At 75.2% G+C, this 15,118-nt stretch carries 14 protein-coding genes; 3 read left to right on the top strand and 11 right to left on the bottom strand.

Translation table 11 applies throughout. From position 1 onward, the window contains the following. Positions 1-143 precede the first annotated feature (143 nt). Complete coding sequence (locus IEY75_RS18825; RefSeq protein ID WP_189115716.1) at positions 144-815, top strand: GNAT family N-acetyltransferase; 672 nt, start codon at positions 144-146, stop codon at positions 813-815. Positions 816-888: 73 nt separating this feature from the next. Here IEY75_RS18825 and IEY75_RS18820 read toward each other — a convergent pair whose 3' ends face one another. The 7 genes from IEY75_RS18820 to murJ form a co-directional block, all read right to left on the bottom strand. After that, complete coding sequence (locus IEY75_RS18820) at positions 889-2,031, bottom strand: N-acetylmuramoyl-L-alanine amidase (RefSeq protein WP_189115715.1); 1,143 nt, start codon at positions 2,029-2,031, stop codon at positions 889-891. A 156-nt stretch (positions 2,032-2,187) separates the two neighbouring features. Next, positions 2,188-2,511, bottom strand: coding sequence for a thioredoxin (gene trxA, locus IEY75_RS18815; protein WP_189115714.1), 324 nt, complete (start codon positions 2,509-2,511; stop codon positions 2,188-2,190). 54 nt (positions 2,512-2,565) lie between these two features. Next, positions 2,566-3,495, bottom strand: a complete 930-nt coding sequence (trxB, locus tag IEY75_RS18810) for a thioredoxin-disulfide reductase (protein ID WP_189115713.1) — start codon at positions 3,493-3,495, stop codon at positions 2,566-2,568. A 156-nt stretch (positions 3,496-3,651) separates the two neighbouring features. Further along, a complete protein-coding gene (locus tag IEY75_RS18805) occupies positions 3,652-4,533 on the bottom strand; it encodes an RsmA family anti-sigma factor (RefSeq protein ID WP_505848265.1) in 882 nt (293 codons plus the stop codon). Between the two features lie 78 nt (positions 4,534-4,611). After that, positions 4,612-5,208, bottom strand: coding sequence for an RNA polymerase sigma factor SigM (sigM, locus tag IEY75_RS18800; RefSeq protein WP_189115711.1), 597 nt, complete (start codon positions 5,206-5,208; stop codon positions 4,612-4,614). Then, positions 5,205-6,722 (bottom strand): protein kinase family protein, encoded by a 1,518-nt coding sequence (locus IEY75_RS18795; protein WP_189115710.1) that lies wholly within the window; start codon positions 6,720-6,722, stop codon positions 5,205-5,207. Before IEY75_RS18795 ends, sigM begins: the two co-directional genes overlap by 4 nt. A gap of 143 nt (positions 6,723-6,865) precedes the next feature. After that, positions 6,866-8,548 (bottom strand): murein biosynthesis integral membrane protein MurJ, encoded by a 1,683-nt coding sequence (gene murJ, locus IEY75_RS18790; protein ID WP_229789893.1) that lies wholly within the window; start codon positions 8,546-8,548, stop codon positions 6,866-6,868. Between the two features lie 71 nt (positions 8,549-8,619). Between murJ and IEY75_RS18785 the strand changes: the two genes are divergently transcribed. Then, entirely contained in the window at positions 8,620-10,077 is a 1,458-nt protein-coding gene (locus IEY75_RS18785) for a CCA tRNA nucleotidyltransferase (RefSeq protein WP_189115708.1), read from the top strand. Between the two features lie 9 nt (positions 10,078-10,086). Here the strand turns inward: IEY75_RS18785 and IEY75_RS18780 are convergent, their stop codons facing one another. The 4 genes from IEY75_RS18780 to IEY75_RS18765 all read right to left on the bottom strand — a co-directional run bounded on the left by IEY75_RS18780 (position 10,087) and on the right by IEY75_RS18765 (position 14,182). Beyond that, the gene (locus tag IEY75_RS18780) at positions 10,087-10,542 is read right to left on the bottom strand and encodes a lamin tail domain-containing protein (protein ID WP_229789892.1); all 456 of its coding nucleotides are present in this window, start codon (positions 10,540-10,542) and stop codon (positions 10,087-10,089) included. Positions 10,543-10,790: 248 nt separating this feature from the next. Continuing rightward, positions 10,791-11,921: a beta propeller repeat protein gene (locus IEY75_RS18775; RefSeq protein ID WP_229789891.1), complete on the bottom strand. Its 1,131-nt coding sequence runs from the start codon at positions 11,919-11,921 to the stop codon at positions 10,791-10,793. 84 nt (positions 11,922-12,005) lie between these two features. Further along, entirely contained in the window at positions 12,006-13,067 is a 1,062-nt protein-coding gene (locus IEY75_RS18770; protein ID WP_189115707.1) for a WD40/YVTN/BNR-like repeat-containing protein, read from the bottom strand. 146 nt (positions 13,068-13,213) lie between these two features. Further along, positions 13,214-14,182 (bottom strand): threonine ammonia-lyase, encoded by a 969-nt coding sequence (locus tag IEY75_RS18765; RefSeq protein ID WP_189115706.1) that lies wholly within the window; start codon positions 14,180-14,182, stop codon positions 13,214-13,216. Between the two features lie 143 nt (positions 14,183-14,325). On the opposite strand from IEY75_RS18765, the gene IEY75_RS18760 reads away from it, so the two are divergent. Continuing rightward, complete coding sequence (locus tag IEY75_RS18760) at positions 14,326-14,937, top strand: DUF4360 domain-containing protein (protein WP_189115705.1); 612 nt, start codon at positions 14,326-14,328, stop codon at positions 14,935-14,937. Positions 14,938-15,118 lie beyond the last annotated feature (181 nt).

The raw sequence follows: 15,118 nt of genomic DNA, 5'->3' as shown, positions 1-15,118 counted from the left end.
TCGGCTCCTCCGGGGCCACCCCGACGCAACCGGTCGCGGAAGCCGGTCGCGGTAAGCGGCCGCCGCGCGGCCGGACTGTCAGAGGAGGCGCCAGTGCCGGATCACCCGGTCATTCCACCCTCCCGGATCACGAGGACGTGGACATGTCGCGCCGACTCGTCTCGCTGACCCTCGACACCCTGGAGGACCTGCCGCGAAGCTGCCGGCAGTGCGTGTACTGGGAGCTGGACCCGGTCACGGCCGAGCGCGCCTGCCAGACCGGCGACCCCGGGCTGGAAAAGGAGGCGTGGGTGTCGCAGACGCTCCTGGAGTGGGGGTCGTGCGGGAAGCTGGCCTACGTCGACGGGATGCCGGCCGGCTTCATCATGTACGCGCCGCCGGCCTACGTACCGCGGAGCATGGCGTTCCCGACCTCGCCGGTCTCGGCCGACTCGGTGCTGCTGACCACCGCGCACGTGGTGCGGGCGTTCGCGGGCGGGGGGCTCGGGCGGATGCTGCTGCAGGGCGTGGCGCGGGACCTGACCAAGCGCGGCGTCCGGGCGATCGAGGCGTTCGGCGACGCGAAGTTCGGGGAGGCCGAGGAGGGGGAGAACCCCTGCGTCGCGCCGGCGGACTTCTTCCTCTCGGTCGGGTTCAAGACGGTCCGGCCGCATCCGCGCTACCCGCGGCTGCGCCTGGAGCTGCGGACGGCGCTGTCCTGGAAGTCCGACGTGGAGTACGCGCTGGAGAAGCTGCTCGGCTCGATGAGCCCGGAGACGCTGCTGCGCCCGGTCCGCCCGGTGGCCCGTACGCCCTCCAACCCCGCGCCGGTCTGACCCCGCGCCGGTCGACGCCCCACCGACCCGCACGGCCGGCGGGAGAGAGGAGCCGGCGGCGCGAACCGGTCCGTCAGGAGCCGGGCGCGCGGGCCAGCGCCGCGCGCAGCGCGCGCACGTCGATCGAGCCGGTCGGCACGTCGTGCTCCGTCGGGATGTACATCCGCTGCACCGCCGCCACGACCGCGTCGATGATCAGGTCGCGGGTGCGGGCGTCGGTGATCCGGGCGGCGTCGTGCGGCGAGGTGAGGTACCCGACGTCGACACGGACCGCCGGCATCCGGGTCAGCCGCAGCAGGTCCCAGGTCTTGCCGTGCACGCCGCAGTCGCGCATCCCGGTCCGGGTGACGATCTCGCGCTGAACCAGGCCGGCGAGGTGCTCGCCGACGGTCGAGGTGGCGCCGCTGGTGGCGCCGAAGTGGTACGTGGCCACGCCGTCGGCGGCCGGGTTGCGGTGCCCGTCCAGGTGCAGCGCGATGAGCAGGTCGGCGTCGAGGGTGTTGGCCAGCGTCGCGCGGGCCAGGTCCTCGACGGCGCCGGCGGGGTGCGGGCCGCGGGTGAGGTGGACGCGCATCCCGACGGCGGCGAGGCGGCCCTGGAGCCGGCTGGCGAGGTCGAAGACGAGGTCCGCCTCGCGGTGCCCGGCCGCGGTGACGCCGGTGTCGGGCCCGCCGTGGCCGGGGTCGATGACGATGGTCCTGCCGACGAGGTTGGGCCCGGCGTGGCGGAGGCGCTCGGACTCGCGCAGCCACTGCGGGCGTCCGCCGACGACCTTGCGGCCCAGCCGGTGGAGGGCGGCCATCGTCTGCGGGCCGCAGGAGCCGTCGGGCGGCAGGCCGACCTCGCGCTGGAACTGGGCGACCGCCCGGGCGGTGGCGGCGCCGTACACGCCGTCGGGCCGGCGCGGGTCGTAGCCGATCTCCAGCAGCCGCTCCTGGAGTTCGCGGACGTCCTCGCCGGCCAGGGGCGCGGAGACGGCGTGGTGCAGGGTGCGGGAGCCCAGGCGCCAGCGGGCGGCGTCCAGGGCGCGCCAGGTCTCGGGACCGACGGCGCCGTCGGCGCTCAGGCCGCGGTCCTGCTGGAACCGGCGCACGGCGTCGGCGACGTCCGCGTCGAAGGTGGCCCGCCGGGCGTCGTCGAGCAGGCGCAGCTCGTGGAGGATCGCGCTGATCTCGACGACCGCGGGTCCGGCGTCGCCGTACCGAATGGGCTGCACGGGGGCGTCACCTCCTGTACGGACGGGTTACGTCCTTGTCCTCCGCTATGTCCGAAGCGTACCTCTGGAGAGCCGGGACTACCGCGAACGACGTCAGCCGCGGTGACCACCGGGAACCGGGGCCACCGCGGCTGACGGACGCGGTCGGGGTACGGGTCAGAGCGCGGACTCGATGAGCTTGATCAGGTCGCCCTTCGGCTTCGCGCCCGCCACGGACTGGACCGGCGAGCCGCCCTTGAAGACGGTCAGCGTCGGCACCGACATGATCCGGTAGGCGCGGGCGGTCTCCGGGTTCTCGTCGATGTTCAGCTTGACGATGCGGACCCGGTCCCCCATCTCGCCGGCGATCTCGTCGAGTACCGGGGCGACCTTCTTGCACGGCGCGCACCAGTCCGCCCAGAAGTCGACCAGCACCGGCGTGTCGGCCTGGAGGACGTCGGCGACGAACGTGGCGTCGGTGACCGCCTTCATAGATCCCACGGAACTACCTCCTCGTGCGGGGCGGTGTCGCCCCACGGTTTTTCGGGTGCGGGCTCAGCCCAGGGTGGCCAGGTAGCGCTCGGCGTCCAGGGCGGCGGCGCAGCCGGTGCCCGCGGCGGTGATCGCCTGGCGGTACGTGTGGTCGACCACGTCGCCGGCCGCGAAGACGCCGGTGACGTTGGTCCGGGTGCTCGGGGCGGCCACCTGGACGTACCCCTCGGCGTCCATCTCCACCTGGCCGCGGAACAGCTCGCTGCGCGGGACGTGGCCGATCGCCACGAACACGCCGGTGACGTCCAGGACGCGGGTGGCGCCCGTGGTGGTGTCGCGCAGGCGGGCGCCGACGACCTTGCCGTCGGCGCCGAGCACCTCCTCGACGACGCTGTTCCAGGCGACGGTGATCTTGTCGTTCTTCAGCGCCCGCTCGGCCATGATCTTGCTGGCGCGGAACTCGTCGCGGCGGTGCACGATCGTCACGGTGGCGGCGAACTTCGTCAGGAAGGTCGCCTCCTCCATCGCCGAGTCGCCGCCGCCGACGACCGCGATGTGCTGGTCGCGGAAGAAGAAGCCGTCGCAGGTGGCGCAGGAGGAGACGCCGTGCCCGAGCAGCTCCTGCTCGCCCGGTACGCCCATCGGGCGCCACGCCGAGCCGGTGGCCAGGATGACGGCGCGGGCGCGGTACACGTCGTCGCCGACGGTCACGGTCTTGACGTCGCCGGCCAGGTCGACGGCCGTCGCGTCGTCGGTGACGTACTCGGCACCGAAGCGCTCGGCCTGCCGGCGCTGGGCCTCCATCAGGTCGGGGCCCATGATCCCGTCGGGGAAGCCGGGGAAGTTCTCCACCTCGGTGGTGGTCATCAGGGCGCCGCCGGACTGGACACCCTCGATCACCAGGGGCCGGAGGTTGGCGCGGGCGGCGTAGACCGCCGCGGTGTATCCCGCCGGGCCGGAGCCCACAATGATCAGTTCACGAATCTCGGACAACGCCGACTCCCCTGGGGTCTGTGGTGGGTACGCGACCGCGCCGGGGGCCGCCGGGGAGGGCGTGACGAGACCGGCGCGTATGGACCAACGACATGGTACGGATCCGCATTCCCGGCGATTCGCCTGGTGGGCGACGTCACGGTCGGTATCGGCGCGTCAGCGCGCGGCGACCCGCCGGAGCACCTGCGCACCGGCCACCCGGCCGCAGTCGGCCCCGACCGCCGTCACCGACCGGCCGCCGCCGCGGTTGTCGCTCAGCACCACCAGCGCGGGGGTCCGCTCGAACGTCGCGTAGTCGACCAGCGTGATCCGGGCGATCTCCGGCTGGGCGCTGCGCAGCGCCTCCAGGCACGCGGTCAGGGCCGCCGCCCCGGTCAGCCGGCCCAGCCCCGCGGGGGCGCGCGTCAGGTCGGCCGCGGTCGAGTCGAGGGTGACCCCCGCCGCCGTGCCGAGGGTCCCGCCCTCGTAGGCCACGCCGCTGACCCGCACCGGCGGCATCGTCTCGCCGGACCGGTTGAAGGTCTCGGCGGTGGTCGTGGACAGCGGCGTCCCGGCGGTCGTCCGCGTGTCCTCCGGCGGCGTACCGCCGAGGTCGGAGGCGACCGTCACGCCGATGCCGGCGACGGCGAGCACCCCCGCGGCGAGCGCGAAGCGCGGCAGCCAGCGGCGCGGCGGCGAGCGGTGCGCCCCGGCCGCGGCCACCGTGGGGACGGCGGTGGCCGGCGTGCCGGGGGCCAGGTCGATAGGCGCCGGGCCGATGCCCTCGATGCGCAGCACGGTTGCCAACCGCGCGGCGACGTCGTCGGGCATCGGCACCGGCGCCTGTGCCCAGGAGCGCAGATCCGCGCTCACGGCCGAGGAGGCGACGACGAGCGCGTCGTGCGCCCGTCGCCATGCCGGGTCGGCAGCCACCCACTGCGCGACGTCGGCCTCGACCGGGGTGTCCGCCAGCGCGCCGCCGACATAGTCGGCGAGCAGATCTCGCTGGGCAGGTGTCAGCTCGGCACCCGCGTCCCGCGTGCCACCTGCGTCGAACATCCCGGTCACGTGCCCTCCTGGTCCGCGAATCGTGCGGCGATGACCGCCGCCCTCCGCTCCTGTACTGGGTCCGACGCCTCAGGTACGGCCTGGGTTCCCATCGATCGGTGTGGATTCTTGGCGGAGGTGGCCCAGAATCACGGCGAGCCTCGCGCGCCCCCGCGCGCAGCGGCTCTTGACGGTCCCCTCGGCGATGCCGAGCATCGTCGCGGTCTCGGCGACGGCGTACCCGTGCACGTCCACCATGACGAGCGCGGCCCGCTGCTCGGGCGGGAGCTGGCCCAGCGCCTGCCAGATGACGAGCCGGGTGTCGTGGTCCGGGGCCGGCGCCACCGGCTCCGGCGCGCTGGGTGCGTCGTCGTCGTGGCTGCCGTCGCCGAGCGCCACCGTCGGGTGGGCCTTGCGGCGCCTGATGCGGTCGAGGCAGGCGTTGACCACGATGCGGTGGAGCCAGGTGGTGACCGCCGAGTCGCCGCGGAACCGCGGGGCGGCCCGGTGGGCGGACAGCAGCGCGTCCTGGAGGGCGTCCTCGGCCTCGTCCCGGTCGCGCAGGGTGCGGATCGCCGCCGCCCAGAGCCGGTCCCGGTGGCGGTGGAACAGGGTGGCGAACGCGTACGGGTCGCCCGCCACGTGGGCGCGCAGCAGATCGAGGTCGCTGGTGTCCGGCGCGGTCACGGGCCCTCGACCGTGATCTCCTGTACGGCGAGCTGGTAGCCGCCCGTGCCGTCGGCGGGCAGCGCGGTGAACCAGAGCATGAGGTAACGGTACGTCGCGTTGGGGTCGAATCCGCCGTATGCCCAGGTCCCGCTGGTGGTGACTGCCCGGGTGAGGTTCCGGTACGACGCCAGGACCTCGCGGTCGCCGGACACGCCGGGCCCCGGGTCGCGCTCGCCGTGGCGCAGGCTGACCGCCGCGCCGGCCGTGGCGAACTCGGCGCGCACCGAGCTGACCCGGCGCGGGCCGCCGAGGTCGATGAGGATGCCCATCCCGGGCTTCACGGCGGTCAGCGGCGAGGTGTACCGCTCGGTCTCCCACGCCGTGCTGGACCGGCCGTCCACGGTGCGGTCGGCGTCCTCCAGTTCGCTGCGGGTGCCGCCGGGGTCGACGATGCGGACCTGGGCGCCGCTGAGCGGGATCGGCCGGGGGTCGAGGGCCGCCCCGGCCGACGCCGACGGCGCCGGGCCGCCCGCGGGGCCGCCGGACGCGGCGTCGCCGGGTGTGCCGCCGGCCATCAGCCGGACCCCGATGTAGGTGCCGGCCACGGCGAGTACCAGCAGCGCCGCGATGCCCACGGCGAGCTTGGCGAACGGGGTCCGCCCGCCCCGCCGCCGCAGGCCGAGCGCCTCGTCGCCGAACCGGACCGGGCTCGGCTCGTCGAGGAAGGCGTCGGTCGCCGCGCTGTCGAAGTGGGCCAGGTCGCCCGCCACCAGGTCGGCCGGCGGCGGCTCGTGGCGCGGGTCGATCAGGTCGGCGGCGAACGCGTCGAGGTGGTCGGGCACCCCGGCCCGCATCTGCCGCGGGGCCACCGCGTGGCCGGCGGAGTCGCGGACCGCGTCGGGCACCCCCGGCGCGGCCGGGACCTCGGCGGCGGGCCAGTGGCCGGTCAGCGCGAAGTACAGCACCGCGCCGACGCAGCGGACGTCGGTCCCCGCGGTCGTGTCGCGGTCGGCGCGCGCGTCGGCGAGGACCACCCGGCCGTCCTGCGCGATGAGGACCGTGCCGGGGTGGATGTTGCCATGCAGCATGCCGGTGGCGTGCACCGCCGCCACCGCCGCGGCGACGGCGTGCGCGATGGTCGTGGCCCGGGCCGGGTCCAGTGGACCCTCGGCCGCCAGGGTCTCGCGCAGCGACGCGCCCTCGACCCACTCCCGGACGACGAACGCCCGGGCTGCCTCGTCCACGGCGTCGTACACGCCGACGAGGTTGGGGTGCACGACGCGGCTCGCGGCGACGGCGGCCTTGAGCATCTCGGCCGCCAGCGCACCGCCGGGGTACCGCAGCACCACCGCCACGGGGCGGCGCAGGATGACGTCGATGCCGCGCCACACCTGGCGGCCGACGGCGTCCTCGCTGATGTGGGCGGCCAGTTCGTAGCGGTCGGCGAGCAGGTCGCCCACCCGGGGCGCGTCCTGCGCCGGGGCGTCCGCCAGCACCTCGTCGGCACCGCGGTCCTGCTCGACCTGCGTCACCCGTCCTCCTCGGGGCCGTCGTGTCGCCGGCTCCGGCCGCCGGCGTGGCCACTCCCGCCCGTGTCGCCGGTCCACCCGACGCCATGCACCGCACGATACCCGTCAGGGGTAGACCTCCGACATGTCGTCGGGGCGGCTGGACCCTATCGTCGCAGCTTTCGGACCACCAGACCGAGCACTTCGTCGATCTCCCGCAGCCGCAGCAACCGGGCCAGCCCCAGGTACGCGCCACCTATTACCACGCCGCCGAGCGCCAAATGGCTCACCGCCTGGCCGCCGCTGAGATTCTCCCCACCCGGGAGCAGGCCGGTGACGAGCCAGCCGGCGAGCCCCGCCCCGCCCGCGGCGACCGTGATCTTGGCAAAGGTCGTGACGATGCCGCGCAGTCCGATCCGACCGATCCGTCCGCGCAGGAGGGTCGCCGAGACCACCGCCGCGGCGACGTAGGACACGGCGTTGCCGACCATCACGCCGACCGCCGTCAGCGCGCTGCCCAGCGCGTAGAACAGCGCCACCTGGACGAGCACCCGCAGCGCGACGACCGGAATGTTGACCAGCGCGGGCGTGCGGGTGTCGGGCAGCGCGTAGAAGGCGAAGGTGAACAACTGGCTCAGCGCGAACGGGATCAGCGCCACCGCGGCGACCACTAGGACGTCGGCGAGCCGGCGCGACTCCGCCGCCTCGACCGCGCCGTGCTCGAACAGGGTCACCGCGATCGGCAGCGCGAGCACGCCGAAGACGACCACGACCGGGGCGAGCACGGCGGTCGCGGTGCGGACGCCGCGGGACAGGTCGGCGGCGAGGTCGGTGAGGCGGAAGTCCGCCGCCGCGGCGCTCATCCGCGGCAGCAGCGCCGTGATGAGCGAGACCGCCACGATGCCGTGGGCCATCATCATCAGCAGGTAGGCGTTGTTGTAGATCATCACGCCGGCCGCGCCGCCCGGCTCGCTGGCCGCGCTGTTGAGCAGCCGCAGCAGGACCAGCACCCCGACCTGGCTCACCGCGACGTAGCAGAACATCCAGGCGCCGAGCCGCCCCAGCTCGGACAGCTCCAGCTTGCGGAACTCGCCCCGCCACCGCCAGCCGAAGCCCACCCGGCGCAGCGCCGGCCACATGCCGGCGGCCTGCACGGCGACGCCCAGCAGCGTGCCGCCGCCGAGCAGCAGCACCGGGCCGGCCGACATGTCGGTCAGCTCCGGCCGCCCGGGCCCGTACGCGGCGTAGAACAGGCCGGCCGTCACGATCACGACCAGGTTGTTGAGGATCGGCGCCCACGTCGGGGCGGCGAAGTGGCCGCGGGTGTTGAGGATCGCCGTGAACAGCGCCGACAGCCCGGAGAAGAACATCATCGGCAGCATCAGGTACGACAGCAGCGTCACCACGCGGCGGAACTGCTCGCCGCTGCCCGCGCCCGCGAACACCGCCGTCAGCAGCGGCGCGGCCACCACCGCCAGCACCGTCGCCGCGCCCAGCGCGAGCACCGCGAGCGACAGCAGCCGCTGGGCGTACTCCTGCCCGCCGTCCGCGTCGGCCCGGCGCCGCCGGACCAGCACCGGCACCAGCACGCTGGACAGGATGCCGCCGAGCAGGAACTCGTAGATCATCGCGGGGAAGAACTGGGCGGTGCCGTACGCGTCGCCGACGGTGAGCGCGCCGACGGCCGCCACCACGGCCGCGGTCCGCAGGAAGCCCGTGCCGCGCGAGACCAGGCTGAGGACGGCCATGGTCGCGCTGTGCCCGGCCACGCCGGCCCCGGCCGGGGGCGCCGGCGGGTCGGGCTGGTCGCCGCCGCCGGAGCGGGAACTGCGGTACACGCGGCCAGTCACACGGGACCTCCTTGTGGGCGTCCCGCCCACCTTAGTGACGGCGCGCCGGGAGCCGTTAGGCTGCATGACCCATGTCCTCCGCGAACCCACCCACCCCCACCGGTGCCGCCGCGCTGACCGCGGCGCAGCACCGCGCCGTAGCCGAACTGCTGCGGGTCTCGCCCGTCGCCGACGAACTCGGCCGGCGGTTCGCCGACGCCGGCTTCGCGCTCCACCTGGTCGGGGGATCCGTCCGGGACGCGCTGCTGGACCGGCTCGGCGACGACCTCGACTTCTGCACCGACGCGCGGCCCGAGGACACCCTGCGGATCGTCCAGGGCTGGGCCGACGCGATCTGGGAGACGGGCCGCGACTTCGGCACCATCGGCGTTGCCCGGCGCGGCCTGCGACTGGAGATCACCACGTACCGCGCGGAGGCGTACGACGGGGTGACCCGCAACCCGGTGGTGGCCTACGGCGACAACCTCCGCGACGACCTGGCCCGCCGGGACTTCACGGTCAACGCGATGGCCGTCAGCGTGCCCGGCCGGGAGTTCACCGACCCGCACGGCGGCCTGGCCGACCTCGCCGCCCGCGTGCTGCGCACGCCCGGTACCCCGGAGTCGTCGTTCGGCGACGACCCGCTGCGGATGCTGCGCGCGGCCCGGTTCGCGGCACAGCTCCGGTTCGCGGTCGACCCGGCCGTGCGCGCGGCGATGGCGGCGATGGCCGCCGACCTGGACCGGATCACCGCCGAGCGGATCCGCGACGAGTTCACCAAGCTGATGCGCGGCGCCGACCCGGTGACCGGCCTGCGGCTGCTGGCCGACACCGGCCTGGCCGACCGCTTCCTGCCGGAGCTGTCCGGGCTGAAGCTGGAGATCGACGAGCACGCCCAGCACAAGGACGTCTACGAGCACACCCTCACCGTGGTGGCCAACGCGGTCCGGCTGGAGGCCGGGACCGGGCCGGACTTCGTCCTGCGGATGGCCGCGCTCATGCACGACGTCGGCAAGCCGGCGACCAAGGCCGTCGCCGGGGACGGGCGGGTCAGCTTCCACCACCACGAGGTGGTCGGCGCCCGGATGACCCGGCTGCGGATGAAGGCGATGCGGTACCCCAAGGACGTCATCGCCGACGTGACCGGGCTGGTGGCGCTGCACCTGCGCTTCTACGGGTACGGCCGGGGCGAGTGGACCGACTCGGCGGTGCGCCGGTACGTCACCGACGCCGGCCCGCTGCTCTCCCGGCTGCACCTGCTCACCCGGTCGGACTGCACCACCCGGAACCGGCGCAAGGCGGCGGCGCTGGCCGCCGACTACGACGCGCTGGAGGAGCGGATCGCCCGGATCGCCGCCGAGGAGGACCTGGCCCGGGTCCGGCCCGACCTCGACGGCAACGCGATCATGGAGCTGCTCGGGGTGCCGCCGGGGCCGGTGGTCGGGCAGGCGTGGCGGTATTTGAAGGAGCTGCGGCTGGAGCGCGGGCCGCTGACCCGGGACGAGGCCGAGGAGGCGCTGCGCGCCTGGGCCGCCGGCCGGGACGGCTAGCGGGGCCGGTCAGCAGGCGGCGTACGTCCCGCCGCCGCGGTACGAGCAGGAGTCGACGAGCGCGTTCACCGGGTTGTACAGCCGCGCGGAGTCGGTCCCGGTGTTGTTCCAGACGTAGTTGCCCAGGCCCCAGTACCGGGTCGTGCTCGTGTTGGTGCCCGTGCCGGTGCGCAGGACCACCGTCCGGCCGGCGCCCAGGACCGACGGGCCGGCGAACGTGTACCGGTGCCCCTGGGCGTCCCTGAGCCACCAGCGGTACAGGTTCGTCGGCACCGACCGGTTGCTCCTGAGCTGGATGTACTCCCGGTTGAGCCGCGCGTTGGTGCGCGGGGTGTCCGCGCCGGGCGGGTCGTAGTAGATCTTCGTGATCATGATCGGCGGGGTGGCGGCGCCGGCCGGCGCCGCCACCAGGGAGCCGGCGGCGCCGGCCAGGAGCGCGACGAGCGCGCGGGTCACTGCGGGCATCGGGGCCACCTCGTCTCGTGCGGTTGCGCCCGGTACAACGGGCGACACCGCCGATGGTCCCGCGACCCGCCGGCCCGGCCGGGCGAAAGCCCCGGATGGTGGCCGGTTGGCCGTCATCCGGGGTCCTGCGCCCCGGGCCGCTCCCGGCCATCGGCCCCGGGGCAGCCTGTCGGCCCCGGGTCAGCGGGCCAGGTCCCCGGGTGAGCGAGCCAGGGTCGCGGCGCGGCCCTGCTCGCCAGGCCCCCGGGTCAGCGGGCCAGGGTCGCGGCGCGGCCCTGCTCGCCGGTGGCCCAGCACGCGCCCGCGGCGGTGCACTCCACCGCGTCGTAGCTGCCGGTGTCGAAGCGGGTCCAGGTCCGGCCGCCGTCGGCGCTGACGTCGCTTCCCGTCGGGCCGACGGCCAGGACCGTCTCGGAGCGGCCGACCCAGGCGGCGCCGGAGCGGTACTCGCCCGGCGCCCGGCCGGCCGGCTGCCAGCCGCGGCCGGAGTCGCCGGTGAGCGCGGCGTGCTGCGGCGCCTCGGTCGGCCGGGTGTAGTCGCCGCCCAGCGCCACCCCGCGCCACCAGTCGCGCATCGCCAGCGTGTAGATCCCGCTCGTGCCGCCGCCCGGTACCGGGCTGTCGGTCACCGACCAGGTCAGGCCCCGGTCGGCGGTGCGGAACACCCGGGAGAACGGCTTGCCCGTGGTGGCGAACCACGCCGCCTGCCCGCCCCGCTGGGCGACCAGGCAGGTGCCGCTGGCCGCGAAGGCGCTCTCGCCGTCCTGGGCCGCCGGCATCCCGTCGGTGGGCAGGACCTGCCAGCTATCGCCGCCGTTGTCGGTGGCGATGATCCGGAACCGCCCGTCGACGGCGTCGGAGAGCGCCAGGCCGTGGCGGGTGTCGAAGAAGGACATGCAGTCGTAGAACGCCTTGGGGTCGGCGTTGCGGAAGCCCTCGGTCCAGGTGCGGCCGCCGTCGCGGGTGCGGTAGATCCGGGAGGACCCGCCGTCGCCGACGGACAGCACGAGCGCCCGCTGGGCGTCCCAGGCCACCACGTCGCGGAAGTCCATCGCCTCGGCGCCGGGGATGGGGAGGAGCACCCAGTGGGCGCCGCCGTCGGTGGTCCGCAGGACCGCGCCCTTGCTGCCGGCCGCCCAGGCGACCGCGTCGTCCACGGGCGCCAGCCCGCGCAGGCGACTGTCCACGCCGGTCGGCCGCGGGTTCCAGGCCGGCGCCGCGCCGGCCTGGCGGGTCGCGGCCGGCACCGCGGAGCCGGGGGCGGTCGCGTCGGCGAGCGGCGCGGCGAGCGCGGGCGCGGCGGCGAGGGCCGGCGGGGTGGCGAGGGTCAGGACAGTGGCGAGGGAGAGGACAGTGGCGAAGGTGAGGGCACGTCGCATGGCGGAAACCTACCGTCGTTCGTCGATGGCGTACACGGGCGAGCGGCCCGCGGGAAACCGCGGGCCGCTCGGGAACGGGCGGAGTCAGCGGGTGCCGACCAGGGTCGCCGCGGCGCCCTTGGGGCCGACCGCGAAGCAGCCGCCCGAGGCGGCGCAGGCGACGTTGGTCAGGGCCGCGTTGGAGAACGGCGCCCAGGTGTTGCCGCCGTCGGTGCTGGCGTCGCTGCCCGTGGGGCCGACCGCCACGACCGTGCTGTCCGACACCCACGCGGCCGCGCCGCGGAAGTCCGCCGGCCGGGCGGCGGCCATCGCCCAGGTGAAGCCGTTGTCCCCGCTGACCGCCGCGCCGCCGGAGGCGCCGGGCGCGGCCTGGCTGTCGCCGCCCACGGCGACGCCCCTGCCGCCGCGGAAGGCGAGGCTGTGCACGCCGCCGTACTCGGCGGCCGGGAAGCCGGTCGGGGCGGCGGTCCAGGTCACGCCGTAGTCGGTCGTATGGAAGTACCGCGACGTGACGCTGCCGCCGCTGGCGAAGACCGCGGTGCCGGTCGGGGCGCCGGGCGGCGTGACCAGGCACGAGCCGGACCCGGAGAAGCCGTACTCGCCCTCGGGGGAGGCCGGCATCCCGGCGTCCGGTACCACGGACCAGCTCCGGCCCCCGTCGGCGGTCGTGATGATGCGGAACTTCCCGCCGACGGGGTCGGACATCGCGATGCCGCGCTGGGCGTCGAAGAAGGCGACGCAGTTGTAGAAGGACTTCTCCTCGACGCTGCGGAACGTCTCCGTCCAGGTGGCGCCGCCGTCGTCGGTCCGGTACACGCGCCCGAGCCCGCCGGCGCCGGCGGACAGCGCCACCGCCTCCCGGTCGGAGATCGCCTCGATGTCGCGGAAGTCGGCGTCGGCGCTGTTCGGCGGGCTGACGTTCTGCCAGGCGCCGCCGCCGTCGGCGGTCCGCAGCAGGACGCCGCCGGAGCCGCCGGCCCAGGCGACCCGGTCGCTGACCGCCGACAGGCCGAACAGCGGGCTCTCGACGCCGGTGGTCGAGGGCTTCCAGTCCAGGCCGGCGGCGGCCTGGGCCGGCGCTGCCGCGGCGGCCAGGGCGAGCGCGGGGGTCAGGGCGGTGGCGAGGGTGGCGAGGGCACGTCTCATGTCGACGGAACCTACCGACGCCGCCGACCCGCCGCACCGCCCACTTCTCCGGTGCCGACGCCGCCGGCCTCCTCGGCGCCCGTCACCCTCCGCATCCGCGCCTGGTCGTTGCCGTGTTCGCGCGCGGATTGCGGCGGGCGATCCGATTAGTCGCGCTGCGCACCATCCCTGATTTCGCCACCCCGCAGCGCCGCGGCGAACGCCGCCGGATCCACGTTGCCCCCCGAGACGACGGCGACGGTCCGGCCCGGGGGCAGCGCCGACCGGTGGTGGAGGTACGCCGCGGTGGCCACGGCGCCGCTGGGCTCGGCGACCACCCGGCCGCGCGCGGCCAGCCACGGTACGGCCGCGGCGATCTCGTCCTCGGTGACTGTGACGATGCGGTCGAGCCGGGCGCGCAGGTGCGCGAGCGTCAGCGCCGAGAGGGAGCCGCGCAGGCCCTCGGCGCTGGTGCGGGCGCGCTGCGCGACCGGCCACTCGCACAGCGTGCCGGTACGCAGGCTCTCGGCGGCGTCGGCGGCGAGCGCGGGCTCCACGCCGATCACCTTCGCCGACGGGCGCAGCGCGGCGACGGCGGTGGCGACCCCGGCCGACAGCCCGCCGCCGCCGACGGGCACCAGCACGACGTCCACGTCGGGCAGGTCCGCGACGATCTCCAGGCCGACGGTCCCCTGGCCGGCGATGACGTCGGGGTGGTCGTAGGGCGGGACGACCGTCAGGCCGCGCGCGGCGGCCAGCGCGGCCGTCCGCGACTCCCGCTCGGCGGCGGGGACCAGGACGATCTGCGCGCCGCGGGCGCGTACGGCCTCGCGCTTGACGGCGGTGGTGACCTCCGGCATCACCGCGACCATCGGCGTGCCGTACCGGGCGGCGGCGTGCGCGAGCGCGTAGGCGTGGTTGCCGGAGGAGTGGGTCACGACGCCCGCGCGGCGGGCCTGTGCGGAGAGCCGGCTGAGCGCGTACGTGGCGCCGCGCAGCTTGAACGCGCCGGTCGGCTGGAGGTTCTCGGGCTTGAGCCAGAGGGATTCGTCGGCGCGCAGCAGCGGGGTGCGGACCACCTCGCCCTCGATCACCTGGGCCGCGTCCCGGACGTCGTCGATCTCGATCAGTCGCATGGGACCAGCGTGGCACCGGGGCACCACCGGCGGCCCGCGGCCCGCGCGGCCCATGCGGTGTCGGTCACATTCGCGTCGGTCGACCTCTTAGTAAGGTTAGCCTTCCCTCCGTTCCAGTCCCCTCGCCATCCAGGAGAGTTGCCATGTCTGTCCGTACCCTCGGTCTCGCCGCCGGTGTCGCCGGCCTGATCGCCGCCACACTGTCCGCCGCGCCCGCCGCCGCCGCGGTCTCCGGCTCCGTCGCCGTCACCGCCGCCAGCGGCAGCGGCTGCGCCCCGGACACCGTCACCGCCGCGGAGAAGGACGGCAAGCTGGAGATCCGGTACCGCGGCCACCAGGCCAAGGCGGGCCTGAACCTGCCGAAGGCGGCCGTCTCCCAGTGCGCCCTGAGCCTGGCGATCACCCCGGCGGCCGGCTACGGCTACCAGCTCGGCGCGGGCACCCAGACGGTCGACTACCAGGTCGAGAAGGGCACCTACTCCAGCAACACCTTCCACTACCGCACCGACGGCGAGGCCGGCCTGCTCGACTCGGACAGCCTCGACGGGCCGCACAAGGAGGTCGCCACGACGTCGCTGGCGATCGTCGAGCCGGTCCGCGGCTGCGGCGCCGCCCCGGTGAAGCCGTTCCTCGTGGACAACGCGCTGCGCCACTTCATGGGCAAGAACACCCAGCTCGTCAGCGTCTCCACGTACAGCGAGGCGCCGGAGACCCCGAGCGTCGCGCTGGGCCTGCAGTGGGTCACGTGCGCGTAGCGCGCCTGCATCGGGTCACGTGCGCGTAGCGCGCCGGGAGTGGGTCGAGTGCGCGTAGCGCACTCAAGATGTGCGCCCGGGCGCACCGGGGCGGGTGGGACGCGGGTGAGCGCGTCCGTCGGTGGAGTCGGTACCCGAACCCGTCCCTGAAGCGGGCGGTCCTGTGGGGGACCGCCCGCTT

The organism is Pilimelia terevasa, from assembly GCF_014647915.1.
Lineage (GTDB): Bacteria > Actinomycetota > Actinomycetes > Mycobacteriales > Micromonosporaceae > Pilimelia > Pilimelia terevasa.
This window is presented reverse-complemented; position numbering and strand designations above follow the sequence as displayed.

Coding starts and splice junctions, on each gene's coding strand:
- IEY75_RS18825 (WP_189115716.1), top strand. CDS start 144: ATGTCGCGCCGACTCGTCTCGCTGACCCTCGACACCCTGGAGGACCTG.
- IEY75_RS18760 (WP_189115705.1), top strand. CDS start 14,326: ATGTCTGTCCGTACCCTCGGTCTCGCCGCCGGTGTCGCCGGCCTGATC.
- IEY75_RS18770 (WP_189115707.1), bottom strand. CDS start 13,067: ATGAGACGTGCCCTCGCCACCCTCGCCACCGCCCTGACCCCCGCGCTC.
- IEY75_RS18780 (WP_229789892.1), bottom strand. CDS start 10,542: ATGCCCGCAGTGACCCGCGCGCTCGTCGCGCTCCTGGCCGGCGCCGCC.
- IEY75_RS18805 (WP_505848265.1), bottom strand. CDS start 4,533: ATGTTCGACGCAGGTGGCACGCGGGACGCGGGTGCCGAGCTGACACCT.
- IEY75_RS18775 (WP_229789891.1), bottom strand. CDS start 11,921: ATGCGACGTGCCCTCACCTTCGCCACTGTCCTCTCCCTCGCCACTGTC.
- IEY75_RS18765 (WP_189115706.1), bottom strand. CDS start 14,182: ATGCGACTGATCGAGATCGACGACGTCCGGGACGCGGCCCAGGTGATC.
- IEY75_RS18785 (WP_189115708.1), top strand. CDS start 8,620: ATGTCCTCCGCGAACCCACCCACCCCCACCGGTGCCGCCGCGCTGACC.